At 67.2% G+C, this 25,909-nt stretch carries 16 protein-coding genes, 1 tRNA gene and 3 pseudogenes; 9 read left to right on the top strand and 11 right to left on the bottom strand.

Going from position 1 to position 25,909, the window contains the following annotated elements; all coding sequences use genetic code 11:
* The first annotated feature begins 130 nt into the window (after nucleotides 1-130).
* From ACFPIH_RS14095 to ACFPIH_RS56500, 3 genes are all read left to right on the top strand, one after another.
* Entirely contained in the window at nucleotides 131-6,664 is a 6,534-nt protein-coding gene (locus tag ACFPIH_RS14095; protein ID WP_381171593.1) for an RHS repeat domain-containing protein, read from the top strand.
* Between the two features lie 122 nt (nucleotides 6,665-6,786).
* Nucleotides 6,787-7,020 (top strand): hypothetical protein, encoded by a 234-nt coding sequence (locus ACFPIH_RS14090; protein ID WP_381171591.1) that lies wholly within the window; start codon nucleotides 6,787-6,789, stop codon nucleotides 7,018-7,020.
* 108 nt (nucleotides 7,021-7,128) lie between these two features.
* On the top strand, nucleotides 7,129-7,611 hold the full coding sequence (locus ACFPIH_RS56500) for a toxin glutamine deamidase domain-containing protein (protein WP_465270370.1): 483 nt from the start codon (nucleotides 7,129-7,131) through the stop codon (nucleotides 7,609-7,611).
* A 511-nt stretch (nucleotides 7,612-8,122) separates the two neighbouring features.
* Here the strand turns inward: ACFPIH_RS56500 and ACFPIH_RS14085 are convergent.
* On the bottom strand, nucleotides 8,123-8,374 hold the full coding sequence (locus ACFPIH_RS14085; protein ID WP_381171589.1) for an ATP-binding protein: 252 nt from the start codon (nucleotides 8,372-8,374) through the stop codon (nucleotides 8,123-8,125).
* A 548-nt stretch (nucleotides 8,375-8,922) separates the two neighbouring features.
* Here ACFPIH_RS14085 and ACFPIH_RS14080 point away from each other — a divergent pair.
* From ACFPIH_RS14080 to ACFPIH_RS14065, 4 genes and pseudogenes are all read left to right on the top strand, one after another.
* A tRNA-Thr gene (locus ACFPIH_RS14080) sits at nucleotides 8,923-8,999 on the top strand.
* Between the two features lie 1,050 nt (nucleotides 9,000-10,049).
* Nucleotides 10,050-15,773, top strand: coding sequence for a scabin-related ADP-ribosyltransferase (locus ACFPIH_RS14075; protein ID WP_381171587.1), 5,724 nt, complete (start codon nucleotides 10,050-10,052; stop codon nucleotides 15,771-15,773).
* Nucleotides 15,774-17,252: 1,479 nt separating this feature from the next.
* Entirely contained in the window at nucleotides 17,253-17,438 is a 186-nt protein-coding gene (locus tag ACFPIH_RS14070; RefSeq protein WP_381171586.1) for a hypothetical protein, read from the top strand.
* Between the two features lie 74 nt (nucleotides 17,439-17,512).
* Nucleotides 17,513-17,699 (top strand): annotated as a pseudogene (locus ACFPIH_RS14065) (LysR substrate-binding domain-containing protein); the annotation flags it as partial.
* Nucleotides 17,700-17,714: 15 nt separating this feature from the next.
* On the opposite strand, the gene ACFPIH_RS14060 reads toward ACFPIH_RS14065, so the two are convergent.
* The 4 genes from ACFPIH_RS14060 to ACFPIH_RS14045 all read right to left on the bottom strand — a co-directional run bounded on the left by ACFPIH_RS14060 (nucleotide 17,715) and on the right by ACFPIH_RS14045 (nucleotide 20,519).
* Entirely contained in the window at nucleotides 17,715-18,230 is a 516-nt protein-coding gene (locus tag ACFPIH_RS14060) for a cupin domain-containing protein (protein WP_208516698.1), read from the bottom strand.
* An 18-nt stretch (nucleotides 18,231-18,248) separates the two neighbouring features.
* Nucleotides 18,249-18,650: a PPOX class F420-dependent oxidoreductase gene (locus tag ACFPIH_RS14055; protein ID WP_358633917.1), complete on the bottom strand. Its 402-nt coding sequence runs from the start codon at nucleotides 18,648-18,650 to the stop codon at nucleotides 18,249-18,251.
* A gap of 60 nt (nucleotides 18,651-18,710) precedes the next feature.
* Nucleotides 18,711-19,868: an epoxide hydrolase family protein gene (locus tag ACFPIH_RS14050; RefSeq protein WP_381171583.1), complete on the bottom strand. Its 1,158-nt coding sequence runs from the start codon at nucleotides 19,866-19,868 to the stop codon at nucleotides 18,711-18,713.
* 75 nt (nucleotides 19,869-19,943) lie between these two features.
* Nucleotides 19,944-20,519, bottom strand: a complete 576-nt coding sequence (locus tag ACFPIH_RS14045) for a PadR family transcriptional regulator (RefSeq protein ID WP_327398321.1) — start codon at nucleotides 20,517-20,519, stop codon at nucleotides 19,944-19,946.
* Between the two features lie 242 nt (nucleotides 20,520-20,761).
* On the opposite strand from ACFPIH_RS14045, the pseudogene ACFPIH_RS14040 reads away from it, so the two are divergent.
* Nucleotides 20,762-21,546 (top strand): annotated as a pseudogene (locus ACFPIH_RS14040) (transposase family protein).
* Nucleotides 21,547-21,755: 209 nt separating this feature from the next.
* Here the strand turns inward: ACFPIH_RS14040 and ACFPIH_RS14035 are convergent.
* The 5 genes and pseudogenes from ACFPIH_RS14035 to ACFPIH_RS14015 all read right to left on the bottom strand — a co-directional run bounded on the left by ACFPIH_RS14035 (nucleotide 21,756) and on the right by ACFPIH_RS14015 (nucleotide 25,062).
* A complete protein-coding gene (locus ACFPIH_RS14035) occupies nucleotides 21,756-22,406 on the bottom strand; it encodes a class F sortase (protein ID WP_381171581.1) in 651 nt (216 codons plus the stop codon).
* Between the two features lie 230 nt (nucleotides 22,407-22,636).
* On the bottom strand, nucleotides 22,637-23,041 hold the full coding sequence (locus tag ACFPIH_RS14030; RefSeq protein WP_381171579.1) for a sortase-dependent protein: 405 nt from the start codon (nucleotides 23,039-23,041) through the stop codon (nucleotides 22,637-22,639).
* 204 nt (nucleotides 23,042-23,245) lie between these two features.
* Nucleotides 23,246-23,590, bottom strand: a pseudogene (locus ACFPIH_RS14025) (transposase); the annotation flags it as partial.
* 37 nt (nucleotides 23,591-23,627) lie between these two features.
* Nucleotides 23,628-24,494, bottom strand: coding sequence for a transposase family protein (locus tag ACFPIH_RS14020; protein ID WP_381171576.1), 867 nt, complete (start codon nucleotides 24,492-24,494; stop codon nucleotides 23,628-23,630).
* A 58-nt stretch (nucleotides 24,495-24,552) separates the two neighbouring features.
* The gene (locus tag ACFPIH_RS14015) at nucleotides 24,553-25,062 is read right to left on the bottom strand and encodes a hypothetical protein (protein WP_381171574.1); all 510 of its coding nucleotides are present in this window, start codon (nucleotides 25,060-25,062) and stop codon (nucleotides 24,553-24,555) included.
* Nucleotides 25,063-25,147: 85 nt separating this feature from the next.
* On the opposite strand from ACFPIH_RS14015, the gene ACFPIH_RS14010 reads away from it, so the two are divergent.
* On the top strand, nucleotides 25,148-25,345 hold the full coding sequence (locus tag ACFPIH_RS14010; RefSeq protein WP_381171572.1) for a hypothetical protein: 198 nt from the start codon (nucleotides 25,148-25,150) through the stop codon (nucleotides 25,343-25,345).
* A gap of 9 nt (nucleotides 25,346-25,354) precedes the next feature.
* Here ACFPIH_RS14010 and ACFPIH_RS14005 read toward each other — a convergent pair whose 3' ends face one another.
* Nucleotides 25,355-25,624, bottom strand: coding sequence for a helix-turn-helix domain-containing protein (locus tag ACFPIH_RS14005; RefSeq protein WP_381171570.1), 270 nt, complete (start codon nucleotides 25,622-25,624; stop codon nucleotides 25,355-25,357).
* Between the last annotated feature and the right edge of the window lie 285 nt (nucleotides 25,625-25,909).

Raw genomic sequence — 25,909 nt, 5'->3', positions numbered from 1 at the left:
CCAGTTCCCGGGTGGCCGGGCGGGACCTCCGCCCGGCCACCCGGCCTCCCCGCACGTTCCAGATCTCCGCTCCGGTATCGGCCCGGCCCCGGAGCGGCTCCTGCCCATTTCCAAATCCAGGGGGATCACCGTGTCTTCAAGACCCTTCCGCCCGCGCCTGCCAGGGGCGGTCCTACGCCGCTGGCTCGGCCGTGGCGCACTGGTCGCCTCTCTGTCCCTCCTACCCCAGGTCGTGCTGCCGTCGGGCTACGACTTCACCGCTCAGGCCCAGTCCCCGGCTGCCCGCAAGAAGCTGGAGGACCGGCCCGACGCCAAGATCGACAAGGTAGGTGTGCTCAAGCCCAGCACGTCCAAGGCCCCGAAGGACAAGGCAGCCCCCGCCTCCCAAAGGAGCCGTGAGCGGCTGAAGAAGGCCGCATGGCCGAAGCCCGGGAAGGCCACCGCCGAAGTCCCGGTGAAGGGCGGTGCCTCGGTCACTGTCGGCGGGCTTGGCGTCAAGCTGGCCCAGGAGCCCGCTGCCCCGGCACCCAAGTCGGCCAAGAACAAGACGGCGGCGAAGGCCACCGGACCGGCCGAGAAGGTGACGCTCAGCGTCCTCCCTCAAGCGGTTGCGAAGAAGGCCGGCGTCAACGGCGTTCTGCTCACCGTCGACCCGGTGGCAGCCTCATCCCGGAACTCCGCCAGTGACACCGACAAGCTCCGGGTCGCCCTGGACTACTCCTCCTTCAACGACGTCTACGGCGGCAACTTCGGTCCCCGGCTGAGCCTGGTGTCGCTGCCGGCGTGTGCCCTGACCACCCCGGAGAGGAAGTCCTGCCGCACCCAGAGCCCGGTGGCCGGCGCGGACAACGACGCGGCGTCCCAGACCCTGACGGGCACCGTCTCCGCCCGCACTCTCGCGGTCGGCACCCCGATGCTGCTGGCGGCGGCGGCCGACAGCTCGGGCGGCGGAAGCGACTACAGCGCCACGTCGCTGTCCCCCACCGCGACGTGGGAGGGCGGCGGCAGTACGGGTGACTTCACCTGGAACTACCCGCTGCGGGTGCCCCCGGCGACGGCCGGCCCGTCCCCGAGCCTATCCATCTCCTACAACTCCGCCTCGGTGGACGGCCGCACGGCCGGGGAGAACAACCAGACCTCCGTGATCGGTGAAGGCTTCTCGATCACCGAGTCCTACATCGAGCGCAAGTACGGCTCGTGCAAGGACGACGGCCAGTCCGGCAAGGGCGACCTGTGCTGGAAGTACGCCAATGCCACTCTGGTCCTCAACGGCAAGGCCGTCGAGCTGGTCAACACCTGCGCCGACAAGGCGGCCTGCGACACCGCCGCCCTGTCCCAGGCGTCCGGCGGCGCCTGGAAGCTGAAGAACGAGGACGGCACCCGCGTCGAGCACCTGACGGGCGCCACCGGCAACGGCGACGACAACACCGAGTACTGGAAGGTCACGGACTCCTCCGGCACTCAGTACTTCTTCGGCAAGCACCGCCTGCCCGGCTGGAGCGACAAGGGCACCACTTCCACCGCCGACGACGACCCGGTCACCAACTCCGTGTGGACCGTCCCGGTCTTCGGTGACGACTCCGGTGAGCCCTGCTACAAGTCCACCGGATTCGGCGATTCCTTCTGCAACCAGGCGTGGCGCTGGAACCTGGACTACGTCGTGGACACCCACAACAACGCCTCCAGCTACTGGTACAGCCGGGAGACGAACTACTACTCCAAGAATGCCGACACCACGGTCAACGGCACCGGCTACACCCGTGGCGGCTACCTCGACCGCATCGACTACGGTCTGCGCAACGATGTGATCTACGCCAAGCCCGCCGCCCAGCAGGTCGGCTTCACCTACGCCGAGCGCTGCGTCACCTCGGGCGGCTGCGCCAGCCTGACCAAGGACACCAAGGCCAACTGGCCCGACGTGCCCTTCGACATGATCTGTGCGTCCGGCACGAAGTGCACCACTCAGATCGGCCCGTCCTTCTTCACCCGCAAGCGCCTCACCGACATCACCACCTCGGTGTGGACCGGCACCGGCACCACCCGCCGGGATGTGGACACCTGGCACCTGGAGCAGAGCTTCCCCGACACCGGTGACGCCTCCTCGGCGAGCCTGTGGCTGAAGTCCATCCAGAACACCGGCAAGGCCAACACCACCGCGGCCGCCATGCCGCCGGTCGTCTTCGGCGGTATCCAGCTGTCCAACCACGTCGAGGGCAGCGGCCCGGACACCCTGCGCTACATCAAGTGGCGGGTGCGCACCATCAAGTCCGAGACCGGATCGACCCTCACCGTCAACTACTCCGACCCCGACTGCATTTGGGGCTCCAGCATGCCGGCGGACATGGACAAGAACACCCGCCGCTGCTTCCCGGTCAAGTGGTCCCAGTCCGGGGCGACCCCGGTCACCGACTGGTTCCACAAATACGTGGTCACCTCCGTTTTCCAGGACGACCCCTACGGCCACGGCGACACCGGCGAGACGTACTACGACTACGAGGGCGGCGCCGGCTGGGCCTATGCCGATGACGAGGGCCTGACCAAGGCGTCCAACCGCACCTGGTCGCAGTGGCGCGGCTACGGCAAGGTGGTGCAGACCTCCGGGGACTCCGAGGGCCCGCGCTCCAAGAAGTCGACCCTGTACATGCGCGGCCTGAACGGCGAAAAGGAACTCGACGGTACCGCGCGGGTGGAGAAGGTCACCGACTCCACCGGCACGGCCATCGACGACTCCCGCCAGTACGCCGGCTTCGTCCGCGAGACCATCGCCTACAACGGCACCGAGGAACTCAGCGGCACCATCAACACCCCCTGGTCCCACAAGACCGGCAGCCACACCTACGGCTGGGGCACGACGGACTCCTGGATCGTCCAGGCCGGGGAGACCGCCACCCGTACCAAGGCCTCCACCGGCACCCGCACGGTCAAGCAGAAGACCACATACGACTCCACGTACGGCATGCCGATGACCGTGGAGGACAGCGGCGACGCCGCCAAGAGCGGCGACGAGACGTGCGTGAAGACCAGCTACGCCCGTAACACCACGGCTTGGCTGGTGAATGCGGTCTCGCACACCGAGACCTACTCGGTGCCCTGCGCGAGCACGCCGGTGATCCCTGACGACGTCGTCTCCGACATCACCACCGCCTATGACGGCCAGGCGGTCGGTGTGGCGCCCACCCTGGGCGAGATCACCGCCTCCTACCGGGTCGCCAGCTACGCCCCGGTGGACAAGACGCCCGTCTACCAGAAGGTCTCCGGCTCGACCTACGACAAGCTGGGCCGCCCGCTCACCGCGACCAACGCCCTCAACAGCACGGTCAAGACCAGCTACGCTCCCGACGACACCGGCTACGGCCCGCTGACGTCCAAGACCACCACCGACCCCAAGCTCTACACCTCCACCACCGTGGTGGACCCGGCCTGGGGGACGGCCACCAAGACCACCGACACCAACCTCAACGTCACCGAGTGGTCCTTCGACGCGCTCGGCCGCCTGGTCTCGGTCTGGAAGCCGGACCGCTCCCGCACGCTCGGCGACGCCGCCACCATCGTCTACGCCTACAGCATCAACAACGACAAGGAGACCTGGGTCCGCACCGACGCCCTCAAGGCCGACGGAAAGACCTACAACAGCTCCTACGAGATCTTCGACGGCCTGCTGCGCTCCCGCCAGGTGCAGGTGCCCGCGCCGAACGGCGGCCGGGTGATCTCCGAAACCCTCTACGACGACCGCGGCCTGGCATACATCTCCAACAGCCAGGTCCACGACAACACCGCACCCTCGGGCACCCTGGCCAACACCTACCCCGGCTCCGTCCCCGCCGCCACCGAGACGGTCTACGACGCCGCCGGGCGCGCTACCGAATCGATCTTCCGGGTCTACGACCAGGAGAAGTGGCGCACCAAGACCGACGAGCAGGCCGACCGCACCACCGTCACCGCCGCCGAGGGCGGCACCGGCACACTCACGATCACCGACGCCCGCGGCCGGGTCACCGAGCGCCGCGAGTACGGCGGCCCCGTACCGACCGGCAGCGACTACACACGCACGCTGTACGAGTACACGGCCGGCGGCCAGCTCAAGAAGCTGACCGGCCCGGACGGCGCGGTGTGGACCTACGGCTATGACCTGCGTGGCCGCAAGACCATCTCGACCGATCCCGACAAGGGCCGCGTCGACACCACCTACAACGACGCAGACCAGCCGCTGACGGTCACCAGCACGCTCAACGGCGTCTCCCGCACCCTGATCACCGACTACGACGAGCTCGGCCGCAAGGTCGGCACCTGGGATGAGGCGAAGGACAACACCCACCAACTGACCAAGTTCACCTACGACTCCCTCGCCAAGGGACAGCCGACCGCCGCGATCCGCTACGTCGGCGGCACCACCGGCAAGATCTACTCCCAGGTTGTCACCGGCTACGACGCGCTCGGCCGCCCCAAGGGCACCAAGACCGTCATCGCCGCCACCGACCCCTTGGTCGCCGACGCTCAGGCGCCGCAGACCTTCACCACCTCCGCCGTCTACAACAGGGACGGCACCGTCCAGTCCACCTCGATGCCCGCGGTGGCCGGCCTGCCCGCCGAGACCGTCGCCAACAGCTACAACGACCTCGGCATGCTCACCGGCACCGAAGGCATGACCGACTACGTCCAGAACATCGGCTACTCCCCGTACGGCGAGATCGAGGAGACCCGCCTGGGCACCTCCACCGGGGCCAAGCAGCTCCAGATCCTCAACCGCTACGAGGACGGCACCCGCCGCCTGGCCAACACCCACACCGTCGACCAGACCAACACCGGCTACACCAGCGACGCCGACTACGTCTACGACACCACCGGCAACGTCAAGTCGATCACCGACAAGGCGAACGGCAAGGACACCCAGTGCTTCGCCTACGACGGTTACCGCCGTCTGACCGAAGCCTGGACCCCGTCCTCCAACGACTGCGCCACCGCCCGCTCGGCGACCGCCCTCGGCGGGCCGGCCCCGTACTGGACCAGCTGGACCTACAAGCCCGGCGGCCTGCGTGACACCCAGACCGAGCACAAGGCCACTGACACCACGACCGTCTACGGCTACCCCGCCGTCAACGCCTCCGGCACCGGCCAGCCCCACACCCTGACCTCGCTCACCGTCGACGGCGGCACCGCCAAGACCCTGGCATACGACGAGCAGGGCAACACCACCCAGCGCTACGGCTCCACCGGCACTGCGCAGAGCCTCGTCTGGGACATCGAAGGAGAACTCACCCGCCTCACCGAAGGCACCAAGACCACCGACTACCTCTACGACGCCAACGGTGATCTCCTGATCCGCCGCGGTCCTGACAAGACCGTCCTCTACCTGGCCGGTCAGGAACTCCACTACGACACGGCCGCCAACAAGTTCACCGCCCAGCGCTACTACGCGGCCGGCGACGCCACCGCCGTCCGCACCGAGAGCGGCCTGTCCTGGATGGTCGACGACCACCACGGCACCGCCTCGATGACGGTGGACGCCACCACGCAGGCCGTCACCCGCCGGTACACCAAGCCCTTCGGCGAGGCGCGCGGCGCGACACCGTCGGTCTGGCCCGACGACAAGGGCTTCCTCGGCAAACCCGCCGACGCCGACACCGGACTCACCCACGTCGGCGCCCGCGAGTACGACCCGGCCACCGGACGCTTCCTCTCCGTCGACCCCGTCCTCGCGCCTGAGGACCACGAATCCCTCAACGGCTACGGCTACGCCAACAACACGCCCGTCACGCTCGCCGACCCCACAGGTCTGCGCCCCGACGGAATGTGCGGCGGTGCCTCAAGCTCCTGCAACGGCGGCACCGAAACCTGGACCAAGAGCAGCAGCGGTTGGAAGTGGTCTTATACGAAGACCTACACCCAGACGTTCCAGTACCAGAAGTCGGGCGGCGGTACCGGAAGCGGCACCATGACCGTCACCGTCCGCACCGACGGGGGCGTCAAATCGGCCAAGGTGGTCTTCAAGAAGGGACCCGATCCCAAGCCCAAGAAGGACGACGGCCACTGCAACGCCTGCTGGGCCATGGGCACGAACCCACAGTACGATCCGAATGCCAACGACATTCCGGACGCAGGCAAGCTCGCCACCTGGCAGAAGGTCGTCCTTGGCGCCGTCTCGGCCGTAGCGGTGACCGTGGTCGCCGCCCCGGTGGCCGTCGCCCTGGGCGAGGGATGCCTGGCCACGGCCCCGGTATGCGCCGCGGAAATCGCGGAGATGGTGACCGGCGGGGCATCCGGCGGAAGCGCGGTAGTAGGTGGGGGCGCTGCGCTTGCAAGCGCGAGCCGGGCAGTCAAGGGGGCCGACAGCGCGCAGAACGTCATGAGCAGCGGCCGTCTTGCCGAGACGCTCCGATTGGAGTCAGCCGGTTCCATGTTCAACAAGGACGGGACTCTTACTGAAGAGGCCATCAAGAACTCCACTATGATCCAGCGTGGGAGCCAGATGAAGAATCCCGCAGTAGTGGAACAATTCGAGGCCCGAGGCGGAGTTGGGCGGTGGGGTAAGTATTCGACGGAGCGGCATCAGGCTCCCAGTGGAATGAATTTTGAGGTTCATTTCTATATGAACAGAGAAACCGGCGAAGTCCTCTACTATGATTACAAGGCGAAGTTCCCTGGTGTGGTCGGGGGTGATCAGTAGTGAAGGTTCGTTTCAAGGGGGCTGGCGAGTACTCTGCGCCGATCACTCGGGGGGCCAGCAGACTCCGAGAGGACCACGATTATCCGGTTCTCGAGGTCTTTGCCACAGCGGACGGAGAGAACTTGTTCCGGGTCGAGGCTGTCCGTGACGAGACCCCAGGACTTTATGACTCCCGCCTGTTCGAGGTGACCGATGGCAGCGTGCCACAGCACTGGGCTGTCTCCCATGCGGCGAGCGGCGACATCACATTGGGTCCGGAAAAATGGGAGAGGGCGGGTTTCTGGGACGATTTCTTCGATGGAGAGCGTTGGGCGGTCGACCTATATCAATCCGAGAAGAACAAATCTCTCGGGTGACCCTTCGGTACCGCACGACGAGATCGAAGGCTCCGGTGGGCGGGCGACGCTACTGAACACCGCGGCCATTCCGTAACCCGGTGGCCGCCCCGGTGCGGACGTTCCTTCGTGGACGTCCGCACCGGGCATGGCGCTTCGCGCCTCTCAAGGGCTCTGCACGGGCCTCTCACCGTGGTCGGCGTCCCGGCGGCCGTCGCTCTGGGCGAGGGATGCCTGGTCACGGCCCCGGTCTGCGCCGCGAAAATCGCAGAGACGGTGACCGGTGGGGCGTCTGGCGGCAGTCTGACAATCGGCGGGGTCGCAGTGGGTGGGTCCCTCAAGTTCGTCAACTCGGCAGAACACGGCGCACCCAAGAATTGGTACAACTGCGGAGCATGTGCCATCGCGACCGACAGCACGCTCGCGGGTAAGCCTGTGAAAGCGTGGGACAGTGGCATATTGGCTCCCGAGACTCTGGAAGGTTACTTCGGAAGTACATTCAGGTACCAGGAGAACGGTGCGGCCGGGGTCGCGAACGAGCTGCTCAAGGCAGGCAACGGAGCACGAGGAGTGGTCTTCGCCTGGCAGGAGGGTTCGGACATAGGGGCATAGGCCACTTCTTCAACGCGGTGAACCATGGAGGGGAACGTGAAGTTCCTTGACGGGCAGGCAGGCGGATACGCCGATATTGATTGGGATCGCTGGGAGTTCATGCACACGGGGGGGTGCACAGTGATCACCATTGAGGCCGCCACGATGGCTGCACAAGAATTCAGGTCCCGCAATCTTCCCGAAAACGATGGATTGCGATGGGGATTCCTCTTTCGAGGGATTTTGGGGTCCGGTCTCTATCTGTTTCAGATCACCGTCAGCCCACCGGCTCCGAACGGAAGGCCAAGGTTCGGTGGCAGTCCGGGGGTTGTCGTCGACTCCAAGAGCGGTGACTGCCGCTATGTGCGAGGCCACTCGGAGTACAAGGACCTTCTGCGCGAGATAGCCGACAGAGCCTCATAAGAGCCGACATGCCCGGTGCGACCTTCCCTTCCTGGGGGCGCACCGGGCATATGACTTGGGACTCACTCCGCCGTGACCTGGGTTTTCTTTCCCTTGACCGGCTTGTGGTCTAAACCACTTGCCTGATCGGGCCCGAGGAGGACGCGGACTCGAGTCCGACCCCGTAGGCCCCCAGATCGGTGGCGGATCTGTCGGTCGCGGGGCCGCGCGCTGCAACCGTCATCGCGGTGACGAGGGACGCCTCGGACATACCGCGCGCGTCGTCTAGGACCGCCACCCAGGATTCCGCACCGGCCCAGGTGAACTCGATGTCGATGGTCCCGGCCTCGGCCGCGACGCTGTTGTCGGCCAGGTCTGCCAAGCGTCCGGGAGCGAGTACCCCAGCGCGCTTGGGGACGCCACCATCCCTACCGGCGGCGCGATGCCGTAGGTCATGCCGGGTCTCAGCCTTGCTTCCCCCGCTATGGACATTGCTCGGTGTGCGGCAGTTCCGGAGATTCGCTGGAACCGGGCGGGCGAGCACCAAGTGCCGAGGGCACCTCTCCGCACGCTCAGTCCATCGCACACGACGAGCCCCCATCCATGGTTGAGATGGTACGGGAGTCACGGTCCAAATTTCCGGGTGTTCTCAGGCCGTGAAGGAGGCGGCCATACAGGACATCTGCAACGTCAAGGACGCCGCCCGCGCAGGGGCGGGGCCTCTTCGCGTCTCAAGGCCGATGTGCTGGACGCCCTTTTGCTGCCCGGCTGCGAACTGGAGGCCCATCCGGCTGGGGTGCGGCCAGCCCGCCGACAGGACGTCCCTGGGGCCAGGATGGGGCCGGAAGGGCGGTGAAACCCCGTGAACGATCAACACGCCCCGGATGCGTCTGTCCCCGTTGACCTGCATAGACGGCGAAAACAGGGACAGCCAGAGAAACCTGGGGCAACGATCTTGCGTTCTCGTAATGCGTAGGTCTCGGGTTCGAATCCCGAAGGCGGCTCCATGGTGAACCCCAGGTCGGGCCTCTGACCTGGGGTTTCTTCGTTTTGTTGGCCTTGGGATTCGGGCTAGTCCGACGCTCTTGGTCTATGCATCGCAATGCGTAGGTCTGAGGTTGACAGTTGGTGGTGATTCCGTTCTGCACCAGTTGTGAGCTGCCTCTTTGCCCTCGCTGCCGATCTGTCTCGGTCGGTTCGGATCGGTGTGGTGGCCATTTGGTGGCCAAGCGTGCAGACCGGCTCTCGGCCGGGTCGCGCAACTGGCGGTACACAGGGGAACGACTGTTGTGGCATCTCGACAATTGCGGGTTTACCTACTCCTCGTTCGGGGGTAGGACTGCTGTCCGGTGGTGCCTGGCGATCCGTTGCTGGGGCAGGCCGGCTTCTGGTCCAACCACCTTCTCGGCCTCTGCTGGTTCGCCTCCCGTGGAGCTCATCCCGCCGCAAGCAGGGAAGCCTTCCCAGCGCCGGTGAGCAGTGGGGTTGCACAAGACCGGCGGACCTCGGCCGACGTGTACTCAAGCCGACCTGGCAACGGTCGAGATGGGCAGGATGAGCCAGCCCGTGTGTGCCGTGGCGTGAGAAAGAAGAGGGACGGGCGTGATCCGTCCCTCTTCCTCAGCTCTCCCTGAATGAGCCATCAGCCGATGGCGATCCGGTTCTTCCAGTAACTCGCCGTTCCGATGACCTCTGTACCCGAGCCCGGGTGGGCCGTGCGGCTGCCGGAGTAGAACCGTACGGTGCCGTTGGTGTGCACGGTCCAGATATCAGGGACGGAGTCGCCGTTGGCGTCCGGTGTGTCAATGAGCAGGTGGTATTGCCGCTGCCCCAGCCCGAGGCGCCGTAGACGTTGTCCTCTCCATCAGCGGAGTCGGCAGCGCCGGCAAGGGAGTTCAGGTCGGTGCGGTACACCATGTCTGTCACGCCGTCGCCGCTGACGTCCGCCACGGTGACGATGTGGCGCCGTGGTATCCCGTGAAGACCCCGGCACGTGGGCCGTCGCCTTCAAACGCCAAAAACAGGAAACCGGTACCTGAAGCGCGCCCGGGTCACCGATGACGTCCGAGATCGACAACAGGGTCGACGACGACTCGCCGTCCGCTCCGCCGCTGTACCGGCCGCGGATCTCCAACGTCCAGACGGAGACCGGCGAGTCGATCACCGTCGAGTACAACCAGACCCCGTGTGCGGGCAAGACGCTCGACATCGAGCACGCCGATGCCAACACCAACTCCTGCTACCCCGTGTACTGGACGGTCCCCGGCGCCTCCAAGCCGATCGCCGACTGGTTCAACAAGGTCACCGTCCACAGCGTCACCACCGCCGATCTGACGATCGCCGCCCAGTACAACCCGGACGCCTCCAAGATCCCGGCGGGTTCCGAGGCGCACGTCTCCACGTACGCCTACTCGGGCCCCGCCTGGCACCGTGACGACTCCGACCTCACGGACGACCAGTACCGCACCTGGGACCAGTTCCGCGGGTTCCGCACGGTCACCGTGCGCACCGGAAAGGCGCCCGAGCCGGTCACCCAGCTGACCACCACCTACCTCCAGGGCATGGACGGCGACTACAAGGCCGACGGCAGCCGCCGCTCGGTCAGCGTGGGCGCCACGGTCGGCGGAAAGACCGTCGAGACGGTCACCGATGCCGACCAACTCGCCGGAACCGCCCTGCAGTCCGACACCTACACCGCCTCCGGCGGCTCGGTGAACGCCTCCACCGTCAACGGCCCGTTCGCCTTCGCCACCACGGCACACACAGACCGCACCTCATGGACCGCCTGGACCCAGGAGGACCACCCGGGCGAGACCAAACCGGACAAGGCCACCCTGCCCGACCTCACCGCCCGCCGGATCACCTCTGTCCAGAGCCACGGCTACGCCCTGCTCGCCGATGCCACCTGGTGGCACACCCGCACCGACACGGCCTACGACGACCAGGGCCGCGTCCAGACGGTCGACGCGCACGGCGACGTCTCCGTGACCGCGCAGGAGAAGTGCAGCACGACCGACTACGCTGCGCCCGCCTCCTCGGCCGACAACACCATGCTGCTCGCCTACCCGGACCGCATCACCACGGTCTCCGGGCCGTGCGGCACCAAAGCCGGCGCCGACACCCTGCTCTCCGACAAGAAGATCTACTACGACGGCGACGGCGCCATCACCGCCCTCGGCACCTACGGCACGGTCGCCCACCCGCACGTCACGGGCACCCAGATCGCCACCGGCTTCGCCACCGACGGCACCGAAAACTGGCGCACCACCAGCGGCATCGCCTACGACGGCGCGGGCCGCGTCACCGACGCCCTAGACGCCACCGGCAACGGCACCCACACCGACTACCTGCCCAAGTGGAGCAGCGCGGGTGGCAACACCAACCCCACCAGCATCGTCTCCACCAACCAGAAGCAGTGGAAGGTCACCTCCACGCTCGAGCCGCTGCGCGGTCAGCCGCTGCGCAACGTCGACGCCAACGGCCGCGCCACCGACATCACCTACGACGCCCTCGGACGCCGTACCGCCGTCTGGCTGCCCGGCCGTGACAAGGCGACACAGAGCGCGGACCTGACGTTCGCCTACTCCATCAACCCCGGCGCGGTCCCGGCCCCGGGCGGCACCATCACACAGCCCGGCGACCCGTCCTCCGTCACCACCCGTACCCTGCGCGAGGACGGGACCTACGCGACCTCGATCAGCGTCTACGACGGGATGCTCCAGCCCCGACAGGTCCAGACGGCCGCCGACGGCGACTCCGACTCCGGCCGGATCATCTCGGACACGTTCTACGACTCCCACGGCTGGCCGAGCGCGTCGTACGCCCCCTACTCGGAGCCGGACCACACGCCTTCCACCGCCCTGTACGCGGCCAACGAGAACGAGATCCCGGCCGAGACAACCACGACGTACGACGGTCAGGGCCGCGCCACCGCGAGCACCCTGTGGCACCAGGCGATCAAGCAGTGGAGCGCCTCCACCGCCTACCCGGGTGCCGACGAGACCGATTCCACCCCGCCGGCAGGCGGCCGGGCGACCGCGGTCTTCACGGACGCCCTCGGTCGGACGGTGAAGTCGGTGGTGAAGAACACCGGTGCGACGGTCACGCTGGCCGGCGGCACCATCATCCCGTCCGGCACCTCGCTGACCTCGGGCAGCGTCCGCCTGACCATGCAGGCCGACGGCAACCTGGTGCTCGCCGCGCTCGCGACCGGCAAGACCGTCTGGTCCTCCGGCACGAGCGGAAACCCGGGCGCCTACGCCCAGTTCGGCACCGATGGCAACCTCGCGGTGTACACCACCGCCGGCGCCTCCAAATGGAGCACCGGCCTGACCGCCACCACCGGTGCCACCCTCCAGGTCCGGGCCGACTCCACCGTCGCGGTCGTCGCGGGCAACGGAACGTCCGTGCTGTGGAAGCAGGGCACCGCGGGCGCCGTCCCGCCCGCCGACGCCACCACCCGCTACACATACACGCCCGCCGGACAGATCGACACGGTCAAGGACACCGCGGGCAACACCTGGTCGTACGGCTACGACCTGCTCGGCGAGCCGGCCTCCCAGACCGACCCCAACACCGGTACGGCGTCCTTCGACAAGTACGACGTCCTCGGCAACCTGCTCCAGTCCACCGACGCGCGCGGCCAGGTGATGTCGTACGCCTACGACTGGGACAACCGGCTCACGGCGACATACGCGGCGCCCTGGTCGGCGACGCCCGACCCGGCCAAGCAGCAGACCGCCCAGGTCTACGACACCCTCGCCAAGGGCTACCCCACGTCCTCGACCCGGTACGTGGGCGGGGCGAACGGCAAGGCGTACACCGAGGCCGTCACCGGCTACAACACCGCCTACCAGCCGCTGGGCTCCACCCTCACCATCCCGGCTGCCGACGGCTTCCCCGGGGCCACGGCGGGCGGCACCGTCACCTACACCCTGAGCTCCACCTACACCCCCAACGTCGGCCTCTTGGCGACCACCCAGTATCAGGCGGACGGTGGCCTGCCCGCCGAGCGCATCGGCTACGGCTACACGCAGCAGGGCGCGCTCGACGGATTCGGCGGCTACATCAACGCCGCCAACACCCCCTCCTACCTGGACGGCACGGTCCACGACCCGTTCGGCCGGGTCCTGCAGACCAACTACGGCCCCGTGGGCAAGGAGCTCGCGACCTTCGCCCAGTACGACGCGACGACCGGCCGCACCACCCAGACGTCCAGCATGCTGCAGACGTCGACCACGGCCCTGGCCGTCGTCAACTACCGCTACGACCAGGCCGGTCAGCTGACGGCGGTGGACGACCTCCAGAACAACACCACCCACGACACGCAGTGCTTCAGCTATGACTCCTTCCAGCGGCTGACCGCCGCCTGGACGGACACCGCCGGGATCACCGGCGCCGGCACCGCACCGGTGGGCGCCGTCGGCGGCTGTGCCACGGCCTCCGTGCAGACCAGCGCGGCGCCGGTGAAGACGAAGACGGTCGGTGGCCCGGCGCCGTACTGGCAGACGTACACCTACGATCTGCTGGGCGACCGCACGGGCACGGTGAACCACGACACCGGCGGCAACGCACTCGCCGACACCACCCAGGCGACGACGTACCCGGGGCTGGACGGTACGACCGCCGCCACGCACCCGGACCAGGCCGGCGCGACCACGACGACCAACCCGGGCACGGGTACGGCCACGCAGACCCCGGCGTACACGGATGCGACGACCGGCAAGAACGCGGGCGACACGGCCAGCAGGGCGACGAAGACCACAGGCCCTCTGACCACCGGCTTCACCCTCACCGGCGGCGGCAAGCTGTGCGTGGAGGAGACCGGTTCGGGAGCGAAGGTCGAGGTCAACACCTGCAGTTCGACATCGACGGCCCAGAAGTGGACCATCGGCACCGACGGCACGGTGAAGGCGGCCGGCTTCTGCCTGGACACGGCGGCCAACTCGACGACGTCCGGTGCGGGCGTGGTCGCGGAGGCCTGCTCCACCGACGCCACCCAGAAGTGGCGCGTCACGTCGACCGGCACCCTGGTCAACGCGGCCAAGAGCACCCTCTGCCTGACCGACCCGAGCGCCAGCGCGACGAAGAGCACCCAGCTCACCGCCACCACCTGCGGCGGCAAGGGGCAGACCTGGACGACGGTCACGACGGGCGCGCTCCCGGCGGGCCAGACGCAGACGTTCACCTACGACGCCGAGGGCCGCACGGCGACGGTCACCACACCGTCCGGCACCACCAGCCGCACCAGCACCTACCTGTACGACGCCGACGGCGACCTGCTGGAGCAGACCGCGTCGGTCGGGGGTACCGACAAGACGCGTGTCCTGTATCTCTTCGGCGGCGCGGAGCAACTGACGCTGGACGTCGCGGCGAAAACGTGTACGGCGTTGCGGTACTACGCGGGGCCGGACGGGACGCGGGTGACGCGGTCCAGTTCGGGGTCGGTCACCTATCAGGTGGCCACCTCCCAGGGCACGGCGACGACGGCCGTCGACGCCTCCACCCTCGCCATCACCCGCCGCTTCTACGACCCGTACGGCAACGCGCGCGGTACCAGCCCTTCCTCCTGGGTCTCGGCGGACGAGAACCACGGCTACCTGGGCAAGCCGGCCGACTCGGTCACGGGCCTCGACCTGCTGGGAGCGCGGAACTACGACCCAATGCTGGGCCGCTTCCTCACGCCCGATCCGCTCTTCGAGTCCGGCGACCCCAACCAGATGGGCGGCTACACCTACGCCGGCGACAACCCGGCCACGTCCAGCGACCCGAACGGTCTGGAGAGCTGCTACCCCGTCTACTGCAGCGGCGACCACGGCACCTACGGCAACAAGCCGCCGATCGCGCCGCCGAAGGACAGCGACAGCACCGACACCTCCAGCGGCAACACTGGCGGCGGCACCGGAGGGGCGCCGACTCCGTCCCCTTCGCCGGGCGCTCCCCCGTCTCCGGGGCCGTACCCCCCTGCCCCGCACAGCTTCGTCACCGACATCGTCGTCAGTGTCGCGAAGACGGTGTATGACCTGGCCAACTGCGAGTTCTGGCTGAGCGGAGGCGGTCCGGACCACGACGCGTCCTGTGAGACGGCCGGCGGTGTCGTGTCGGGCGGCGGTCTCGAAGGCGGCGGCCTCGGAGCGGCGGAACGCGGTGTCGTGGGCGACGCCGAAGGAGCGGCCGAGGGAATCGTCGAAGGCGACGCGGCCGCCGCGGCGGGGGCGGGTGCCAAGGCCGTCGACGAGGCGGCCTCCGACGTGGCGGACCTGGCCGCGCTCAAACGCGCCAACGCCCAAGGACAGGCCGAGAAAGCCGAAGCAGCCGCAGCCAAGCCCAGCGACATCGACACCGGTGTACCAGGCAAGCCCATCAGGACCAGCACTCCCAAGAAGGTCTACCGAGGTGAGCGGGGGGCCGATCGGGGACCGGACCACATCTTCAGTGAGGGATTCGATGCCAAGGGCGGCACAGCAACCCTCAAGGACTACGTGTGGTACAAGCAGTCTGCGAACGTCGTCAGCACCTCAACCCGCCGCACCTCGGCTGCCGGGTTCACGGTCGACAAGCAGAAGGGTATTTGGGACGGCTGGATGTACGAGATCCGGTCACCCGAGGGTGGCATTGATGTCAATGCCACCCTCGGCAATCAATCAGTGTTCCGTGGAGAGTACGAGATAGCCTACGTCGGCAGAATCGATCCAAAGTACATCTACCGAGCTCGTCCATATCGTGGGCTAATGCCGTCGGGTGACTGGGTCTACAATCCGAACTTTGAGGGCAAACGATGAAAGAGTCAGTGGACCTTCCGGTGGTGGGGGCAGACGGCCGGTCAACCGTCTGGGTTTTCCACTGCGTCGGCGGAGACACCTTCAGCATCGTCACCCACGATGTTGCGGGCGTCGAGCGGTGCGGGTCCGGTTCCAACTGGTTTGATGCGCTAAGGAGCCTCCGAATTTCCCTGTATGCGGATGGTTACCAACCTTTGTGTGTGGGGTCAATGGTGAACGCGCGCCCGTCCGGCATGCTGAGCGATATGTCTCAAGGGGAATTCGTATACCTACTCGAGCCGAACCGGGGGGCAAGAAAGAAGGCTTGGATATTCGACCCGGCGAGTCTTAGTGATATTGGCAGCGTGACGGAGCAGGATGACTTCTATCAGCGGTGGCTTGCGAATCCCCCGAAGCCCCGGATTTTTCACAGTCTGGCGGATCTTTTTCGCGAATATTATCACCGGCTGAGATATCGGTGATTCGACCGCGGTTTGGACGGACATCGCCGGGATCCGACTGGTCGGCTCTCGAATGCGGGTGCATGAAATGGGCCGCGCACCTGGCCGACGACCTGCAGCGACTGGCCGAGGCACAGTCGAGCGAGGAGGCGCGCAAGGGACGTGTGGGTGGGTGCCTCCCCTGGCATCGTCGCCAACGCTTACTACGTCCTGAGGGCGATCGAAACGGTTGAGGAACGGCTGCATGCCTACCGGGACTCGGGCCGGATCAGACTGCCCGACTCACGGAGTTGCAGCACGGCTGGGACGCGATTCGGTGCGGGTGCGGGAAGTCCACCGCGTGCTTCCTCCCCCAGCGAGATCGCTGGCGCGCGTTGAAGTGAGACAAGGGTGCGGATCATCTGCCGTACGTAACGGGCGACGCCGAGGTGTGGTAGAGGCCCGGCCTGTCCGGTGCGAGCGGCAGCCGGCCGTCCCCGCTGAAATGCGCCCCGCGATCCGCGAAACCTGCTCGCCCAGGGCTGCCCGCACTGATCACCAGCGACGCCGGGATCGAACGCGCCGTGGCAGCACGCTGCACGATCGAGACCTTCCAGCGGGGGTGCTTGTGCGGAAGCGACAAGCCCTGGGAAATCGTCCTCCTGTCCTTGCGGAAGCCGGTTCGGTGGCCGCCTGGTGTCCGGACGCCTTTGGACGGCGCGTCACGGGGCGGCACGGCCCAACCTGTCGCATGTGCTCTGATCAGGCGAAACGTCACCGGACAGCACGGCGAGGCACGAGGCAACACGATCCCTCACGGTCTCGTAATGCGTAGGTCTCGGGTTCGAATCCCGAAGGCGGCTCCATTGAAGACCAGGTTATGTAGCCCGTGACCTGGTCTTTTGTCATTCCCGTGGATGGATTTTGGTCTAAACCACTTGCTAATCGGGCCCTGAGAGGGCCAGATGGGGCCCGATCTGGGGCCCGCGCATGACCCTTTCGTTCATCTTCGTCTTTTGTGTCTTCTTCCTGGGTCCTTTTCCTCCGCTGCCCGGACGCGGTGACGAGGTATGGCAAGGTCGAGGCCGTCGCGGCGAGCGTCTCGGGCAGGACCGGGTCCGGGTTGGTCGATATCCGCATCGTGTTCAACCTGTCCAGCCCGGGTATCGCGCTGGAGGACATGCCGCAGTCTTCCGTGGACCGGTGCGAGTGGCACTGCTCGGCGGAAGGGCTCGGTCACCAGTGAGCGTTTTCCAACCTCAGGTTGACGCGTGGTGAAGGACGAGGACGGCCTTCACCATGTCGGTGATCCGGACAGGTGTCGAGGTCCGCATCCGCGAGACCGACCTGACCGATCCGACCTGCGGACTGCGCGCCGGACTGGTCGACGTCGCTCTGACCCGTGGGCCGTTCGACGAGACAGGTCCGACAGTGCACGAGCTGCGCGTCGACCCAGTCGGCACGGTGCTGCGCGCCGATGATCCACTGGCCCGCCGCGACCGCCCGGGCCTAGGCCGGCGCTCTAAAAGGACGAGTCAGGCGCCCAGGCAGGGTCGTCCCAGGGGGCTGGGGGCCTGGAGGTACGCAATTGCCTCCATAGCGGCACGGCGCTCGTTCCCGGTGGGGGCATCGAGACCTGGGGGGCGGGCTGGCCGTTGGTGATGATGTTCTGCTCGAATCCGGCCGGGGTGAGCATGTTGTAGACACGGCCGACTTCGGATTCGACGCGGAAGCCGTGGCGGACCTTGGGCGGCAGGTAGATGTAGCTGCCGGGTCCGGCCGGGATCTCCTCGTCTCCGACGGTGAACACGAAATCACCTTCGAGGATGAAGAACGCCTCTTCCTCCTTGTCGTGGACGTGCGGTGGGGCGACGAGTCCTTGCGGACACAGTTCCTCGAACGTGCAGGACCGGCCGTCGGTCTGGCTGCCGTCGGCGAGCACTCTCCAGTACGTGCCGACGTTCCAGTAGGCCGGGGACTGGTCCGGCGCCCAGACATAGGGGCGGGCGGTGCCGGCGCTGTGGGGGAAGCTGGTCATGACGGTCCCCTTGGTCTTTTAGTGCATGGGGGAATGGATGACGGAGTCGACGGTGATGGTCAGCAGGAGCCGGGTCTGGCCCGGGCCGCCGTACGAGGCGTAGGGGTGGCCTGTGTACTTCTGGGCGAGGTGTTCGATGCTCTCGGCGGCGCCGTCGGTCGTGGCGCTGGTGACGCGTCCCCGTACGGAGAAGTAGCGGGAGGTGTCATCCGGGTCGGCGATGCTGACGGCCACACGGGGGTCGCGTTGAACGTTTTTGGTTTTGCGGTAGCCCTCGACGGTGTTGATGAGGATGTGTTCACCATCGGTGTCGACCCAGGTCTGGGTGAGCTGAGGCGAGCCGTCCGGCATGGTGGTGGCGATGAAGCAGGGGCTGGGCCGGTTCAGCAGTTTGAGGAGTTCGCCGGGCAGGGGTGTCATGAGGTATCGCCCTTCCTGAGGGGAAGCTGTCGGTAGGAGGTGCCGATGCCGGCGGTGCGCTCAGCGCAAGGAACGGAAGGTGGTCCGGACTTCGTCAACGAAGAGTGCCGGTTGTTCCAGGGCCGCGAAGTGCCCGCCCACCTCAAGCTCGTTGAAGTGGACGACGTTGCTGTAGCGGCGTTCCACCCAGCGCTGGGACTTCCGGACGTGCTCCTCCGGGAACATGCTGAATCCGGTAGGCAGTGTGATCGGTGCGGCGGCGTTCGGCGCGGAGGGCCGTGCCGACCGTGCCATTTCCCAGTAGGTCCGCGCAGAGGACGTCCCGGTGTTGGGAAGCCAATAGAGCATGATGTCGTCGAGCAGCTCGTCCAGGGTGAAAGATGCTTCCGCGTCCCCCGGCGTGCCGCAGGTGTCCTGGAACATCGCGTAGATCCAGGCAGCCAGGCCGATGGGGGACTCCGCGAGGGAGTAGCCAATGGTCTGAGGGCGGGTTGCCTGCTCCTTGGCGTAGCCCGAGAGGTTCTCCCAGAAGTAGGCGGCGCTGTCGAGCATTGCCTGCTCATGCTCGGTGGCGTCCCGGATCTCGTCGGGCGTTGGCGGGAACATGGCGAAGTTGAGGTGCAGCCCGACGCATCCGTCGGGGGCCTTGCGGCCGATCTCGTCGGTGACCGCGCATCCGAGGTCGCCGCCCTGGGCGCCCCATCGCCGGTAGCCGAGCCGGTCCATCAGCGTGATCCAGGCATCGGCGACCCGGGGGAATCCCCAGCCGGGTTCCGTAGGCCGGTCGGAGAACCCGAATCCCGGCAGCGACGGCACCACGAGATGGAAGGCGTCCCGCGGGTCACCGCCGTGGGCCGCGGGATCGGTCAGCGGGCCGATGACCTTGTGGAAATCGAGGACGGAGCTGGGCCATCCGTGGGTCATGACCAGCGGGAGGGCGTCCGGCTCAGGCGAGCGCACATGGAGGAAGTGAATGCCCAGACCATTGATGATGGTGCGTGACTGGCCGAAGCAGTTGAGGGTCTTCTCGCACCGCCGCCAGTCGTAGGTGTTGAGCCAGTAGTCGTGCAGCGCGCGGAGCTTCGCCAGCTGGGGTCCCTGGCTGGTGTCCAGAACGGTCTCTGGATCGGGCCACCGGGTGCGGGAGAGCCGCTCACGCAGGTCGGTCAGCTGTTCCTCCGGCACGGACAGGGTGAAGGGTTCGATGAGTTCGGACATGGGGCGTGCTCCTTACCGGGCGATACCGCGCCGACTGCGACGCGGGTGGATTCAAGGGGGGCGGAATCCGGTGATTCAGAGGGTGTCGGGCTGACGGGTCCGTTCATCGGTGACAATCTCGGGCACCGCGTCCAGGACCTCCTGGAGCCAGGCGATCTCGGCGCGCAGCCTGTGCGCACTGTGACTGACCGCTAGTGCCTCGCTCACCGTCAGGTAGCCGCCGTCGATGGCGTTGGCGTTCAGCGCCTCGGTGTCCGAGAGCATGGAGGCGAGTTCATCCAGCCGGGATGCGATCACCGTGTGGAGCTCGTCCAGCTTCTCCGGGTCCAGGCGGGTGAGGGCCAGGTCGAACGGGTCCGGCTTCATCCAGATGTGGCGCAGACTCTCGGACTGGAGTTCCTTGAGACGCAGCCGCCCTTCACCGGTGATGCCGTACACCTGACGCTCGGGCAGATTGCCCTCCTTCTCGGTCCTGACCTCTTCGAGCAAGCCCTCAGCCAGCAGACGCTTGATCGCCTGGTACAGGCTGCCCACGGACACGTCCGTCCACAGGTGCAGATGTTCCCGCTCGGCCTGGAGGCGCACCCTATGCCCGTGCATCTCGCCGTTCCTCGCGAACGTGTCGAGGATGAACAACCTGATCGATGACATACGACTACTCTTGCATGAGTACTCGTTCATGGGCAACCGACCGATGTGCTGAACATCGGCTCCGGGAGCGACCGCGTCGAGGTCACGAACGGGATTCATCGCCGAGCTCACCGCAGTGACTGAACAGTGAGCGATTTCCAGCATCCCGATGCTGACCGCAAGTTGGACGCCCCTGCGCAACGACAAAGCTCCTGGTGGACGGGTTCTCGACCAAGATCACCCGTGCCTGCCAGGAGCTTCGCATGCTTGTCTGCTCATCCTCGATCGATCTGTCCAGCCGAACCCTGCGGTTCCTTACCGGTCAACTGGCCGCGCGGCGGACGAAGATCGGTACACGGTGGCGACGTCTGGCCGTCGGCCGCCAGGCTCTGCTCGCCCTCGCGCACCTGCGGTGCGGAGATACCTACGCCCGGCTCGCTGCCGGATTCGACATCGGGATCGCCACGGTCTACCGCTACATACGCGAAGCTGTCGAGGCCCTGGCCGCCCTCGCGCCTTCACTCGCCGAGGCGATGCGGACAATCCGCGAGAAGGCGTTCGTGATCCTGGACGGCACTCTGCCGCCGATCGACTGGGGGCACCTCCCGGCCGAAGGCTGGGGGAGATCGCTGCGGACTCCCCGTACCACTCCGGGAAACACAAGCGCCACGGCATGAACATCCAGGTCCTCGCCGATCCGTTCGGACGCCTGCTCTGGGCCTCGCCCGCCCTGCCCGGATCGACCCACGACCTCACTGGTGCCCGACACCACGGAATCATCGACGCGCTCACCGAGGCGGGCCTGAAGTGCTGGGCGGACAAGGCGTATCAAGGCGTCGGCGGACCTGTTCGAGTCCCGTTCCGCGGTCGCCGTCTGAAGGGGTGGAAGCGCCGCCACAACACCAGTCACGCGAAGATCCGATGCGTCGGCGAACGAGCTATGGCCACGCTCAAGGGCTGGCGTCTTCTGCGGAAGCTCCGCTGCAGCACCAACCGGATCACCGACATGGTGAAGGCCGTCCTCGTCCTTCACCACCCGTCAACGTGAGGTTGGAAAACGCTCACTGTCCTCAGCTCGCCTGTTCCCCGTCTGCTCCCCGATTTGATGAGTCTGGGGCGGCATTAGGTGCTGGAGAGACAGTTGGCGTACGCAATCGAGCAACTCATGGCAATTACTTGAGACTTCAGGCAGGGATTGTCCGGACGTTACTCGTGACGGCAGGACGAATCCACGACCCGCCCCTCCCGTACGCTCCCTCAGCTCCGCGTCGCGTACACGATGAGGTTGTTCACCGGGTGCCCCTGGGCGTCGAAGTCGCCGTCGCACGTGATGAGCCGCAGGGCGCGGTCCCGGGTCGGGCCGTAGACCTTCTCCGTGGGGAAGGCGTTCTTGCCGACACTCTCCGTGGCCGTGACGGTGAAGTGGACGGCTTCTCCCGTCATGTCGGTGACGGTGATGTCCGCACCCTTGGTGATCTTCTTGAGGTCGTGGAAGACGGCCCTGCCGAAGCGGGTGTCGTTGTGGCCGATGATGACGGCCGCGCCGACCTCACCGGGCACGGCACCGCCGGTGTACCAGCCGGCGGTCATCCCCTTCTCGGCCGGCGGGACCCCCACCGTCCCGTCCGTGTTGAGGCCCAGCTCCATCAGCGAACTGGTGATCCCCACGGAAGGGACGGCGACCTCGGCAGGGGCGACCGGAGCCGCCGGAGCGTTTGGGGCCGTCGCCCGCTCGGACTCCGGGGCGCCCGGCGAGACGGTGCCGGCTGCGCTGGGGACCACCTGGACCGGGTCCGGGGTGGACGAGCAGCCGGTGAGCGCGGTGATGAGGACGAACAGGGTGACGGCCGCGAGCAGCGCGACGGCAAGACGGTCCCGGAACAGGGCCGGACGGGGTGCAGGGGGCAACGCGAGCTCCAGAACAGGGTGGGTTGCCAGGGCTGTCGTCACGTTCCCGTCGTGCGCCCGGAGGGCGGGCCCGGCGCCCGCCGCGGCAGCGGCTGATGTCCGGGTGGGTGCGTGCTCTCGGCGTGCCGGGCGGGAATCCGACGACAAGCCCCAGGGGTTCGGGGAACGCACAGGGCGCCGCCTGGTGAAGGGCGGCGCCACCGTTTCGTACGAGAGGTCGCGCTGCCGGGTCAGCCTTCGCGGCGGGCGGTGGTGCGGCGGCGCAGTACGTAGGTGCCGGCGCCCGCGAGCAGCAGCGCGCCCGTGGCCGAGCCGATGAGGGTGCCGGTGTTGTTGTCGTCCTGGGCGGGGGCCTCGCCCGCGGCGACACCGCCACGCGGGTAGTTCTTGCCTCCAGCCTTCTGGGCTTCGGCGGCCTTCCGGGCCTCGGCCTCCTTGAGCATCGTGGCGTCCTCGGCCTTCTTCTTCGCCAGGGCCTCCTTGCCGGCCGGGGTCGCGTCGGACGCGGCCGGCGTCGGAGTCGCATCGGTGGCGAAGGCTGCGGTGGCCGGGACGAGCAGCGCGCCGGCCGCGACGCCGGTCAGGACGGCGATGCGAAGAGTGCTCAGCGGGCGCAGGGTGAGGCGGCGGGACATGTAAGGGCTCCAGTTCCAGCCCGGCTTGGTCGTACCTGGTTGCCGATCCGCACCAGGTTCCGGGCATGACCACACCCTGACGGCCACTTGTGAGGAAACTGTCAGAGCACCGTCATCATCCGATCAGGGTCGGTGGAGGACCTCACCGGCAGCCGCAGGGTGAAGGTGGCCCCCTCCCCTCCGTGCTCACCACGTCCACCGTGCCGTCGGGTCGGAGGCCACCAGTCCGAACACGGCCGGCTCGGACCGCAGCAGTGCGACGTCGGCGAGGCAGTCTCCGCCGAGCGCGACCGCCAGCGCGAGGTCCAGCAGGACCTTGCCCGGTTCGTGGACGGCCCGCGGTTTGCGCCAGGGGACGAGCGCTGCGGAGATGGCCCGGTCAAGGCCGATCTTACGGACCGTTTCGACCAGCAAGGCCGAACTGGCTTGCGAGACCACGGCTCGGCCGTCGTCCCGGACAGGGACATGGGGGTAGGACCCAGTGAGCTGATTCCATCCTGAAATCTGCTGGTCAATGGGGCTGGTGTGGGTCGAGGCTGGGGTGCTCATGCCGGTCGGGGCGTGATCGGTGGTAGATGATCGTCCGTCAGCGTTGGACTTCGGCGTTCGTCAGCACGAGGAGGGCCCGCAGGAGTGTCGTCGCGTGTTGGGCGTTCATGCGGACCTTGGTGAGGATCCGCCAGTTCTTCAGGTCGGCGAAGCCGTGTTCGTTGGCCGCTCGCTCGCGGCTGACCAGCCGGTTCGCCTCCTTCTGGGCGGCGGTGAGGGGATGGCCGCGAGTCGCTTTGCGGCCGGTGATGATCACGGGGTCGTCGGGGTCGTCGTCCAGGCCGGTGAAGCCGAGGTCCGCCAGCGCGCCGAGGCCGGCCTCCCACAGGCGGGCGGTGATCTTGTTGTGACGGGCGGTGGTGATCTCGCTGGAGCGGCCCGGTTTCGCCGCCGAGATCCACACCAGGTTGCCGCGCTCATCGGTCAGGGCGAGGAACAGCAGGCCGTGGGCCTTGTGCTTGCCCGAATAGTTCGGCCGGTTCTCGTCCCCGGTGCGTCGGCGGGTGCGGACGAGGGTGCCGTCGAGCAGGACGACGATGCCACCCTTCTGGGTGATTGCCTTCAAGGCGCGGTCCAGGCGTGGGGCGCGCGCGGCGAGCAGGCCGATGACTTCCAGCAGCCAGCAGCCAGCAGCCAGCAGCCAGCAGCCAGCAGCCAGCAGCCAGCGGCGCACGGTGGAGGCGGAGACGTCGTTACCGCCCGCCATGTCGGAAAGCCGCTGGTCATGGCGGAGGACCGCGAGAACGATCAGGGCGATCCGGCCGGGCGGCAACTTGCGCCAGCGCGAGCCGATCTTCTTCAGATGGCCGCGCACCAGGCCGGAGACCAGGTCCAGGGTGGCGCTCGACAGCGGCAGGCGGCACTGGTAGTCAGTGCCCTCGGCGGGGCTGGTGTTCTTTCGCATGGAATCCCCAACTCCCGCCGGGGGCCTGTGCGTTACGCCGAAATTGGGCCGCGGCCGGTCAGACGGACGGCTGGGGCAGGGCGGTGAAGCGGCCGGCGGGGGTGCGGTGCAGCCAGCCCCGGTCAGCCAGGCGCCTGAGCTTGTCGCGTATCGGTTCGACCTGCCCGGGCTGGGTACCTCTGCCGAGTTCGACGCTGACGTCCTTGGCCGGGACCGGCTCCGAGGCCGCGGCGACGATCTTCATGATCGCCTGGTAGTCGGCGGGCAGCGCGCTATCGTCCATGTCCGGCTCGCGGTGCGGGACCAGCAGCATCCCGCCCACACCCGGAGTCGTTGTGACCCGCTCCAACTCCTCGGCCACGGCCGCGTCGTCGGCCTGCCCGCTCCGCTCGGCCTCGATGAACTGCCCGATCACCACCTCTGCTGCCTCAAGCCGGGCCACCTCGACATCGATCTCGGCGAGCTCCTTGCGCAGCCGCTCGGCGCGATCGGCCAGCACGACCCTGCGCTGCATCACCCAGACCAGCACATCCACCACCAGCAGCCCCTTCCCACACATCGCGATCACCCGCAAAACGCTCCTGGAACTGACGGACGAGGCGCCCCTGGCGCCGGCTGCGGCCCTGCCGGACGGTCCCGCCTACCAGCAGATCATGGCCGTGTTCGCCGAAGCCGACGCCCCCTTGCGTGCGCGCAACGTGTGCGAGGCGATGGACCTGAAGGTCGCACCGAACAACATCAACAACCTCCGCATCAAACTGAAGCGTTTGACCAGGCGCGGAATCCTGGCCGAAACCGAGCCGGGACTGTTCACCAGGCCACGACCGCAATCGCCCGGAATTCAGCCCTGACCAGCGCGCCTACTCGAGGTCCATGGCCGAGTCGGCCGATGCCTCACGACCCATCGCCTCGGACGGCGCGGTCTTGATGCTGCCCGGAGCCCAGCCGAGGACTTCCTCGAAACTTCGCGCAACGATCGGGGTGGGCAGGTCCCCACGGTCGCGTTCGAAGGTCCTGATGGTTGCCTCACTCAGCCAGGTGCGGCGCGCGAGTTCACGCTCCGAGATGCCTTCGGCCTCACGGAACTCGATGAGGGCTCTTGCCAGCAGTGTCGATTCCTCTCCACTCATGACCGCAGTATGTCGCAGAGCCCGGGCTGGGATAGCCCTCTGGCTCGGTCCCATGCCAGGGGCACCCGGCCGCGGCAACACGCCCGCCAGGCCGAATCCCAGTCGATTTGTTCGTCCTCGCCGTGCAACCGGCGCTCGTTAACAGCCCTGACCTGCACGCTAATCCCATAACAGAGTCAGATATCAGGCAAAAACTCGCATACAGCCCTCTAACAGTCGTCTCAGGTTCGCTCGGTAGGAAGTAGGCATCCAGATAAGCGATGCAACCCGTATGTAGGAGGCTAG

This window comes from Streptomyces vulcanius (assembly GCF_042653945.1).
GTDB lineage: Bacteria > Actinomycetota > Actinomycetes > Streptomycetales > Streptomycetaceae > Streptomyces > Streptomyces mangrovi.
The sequence above is the reverse complement of the archived record's forward strand: the minus strand, read 5'-3'. Positions and strand labels throughout refer to the sequence as shown.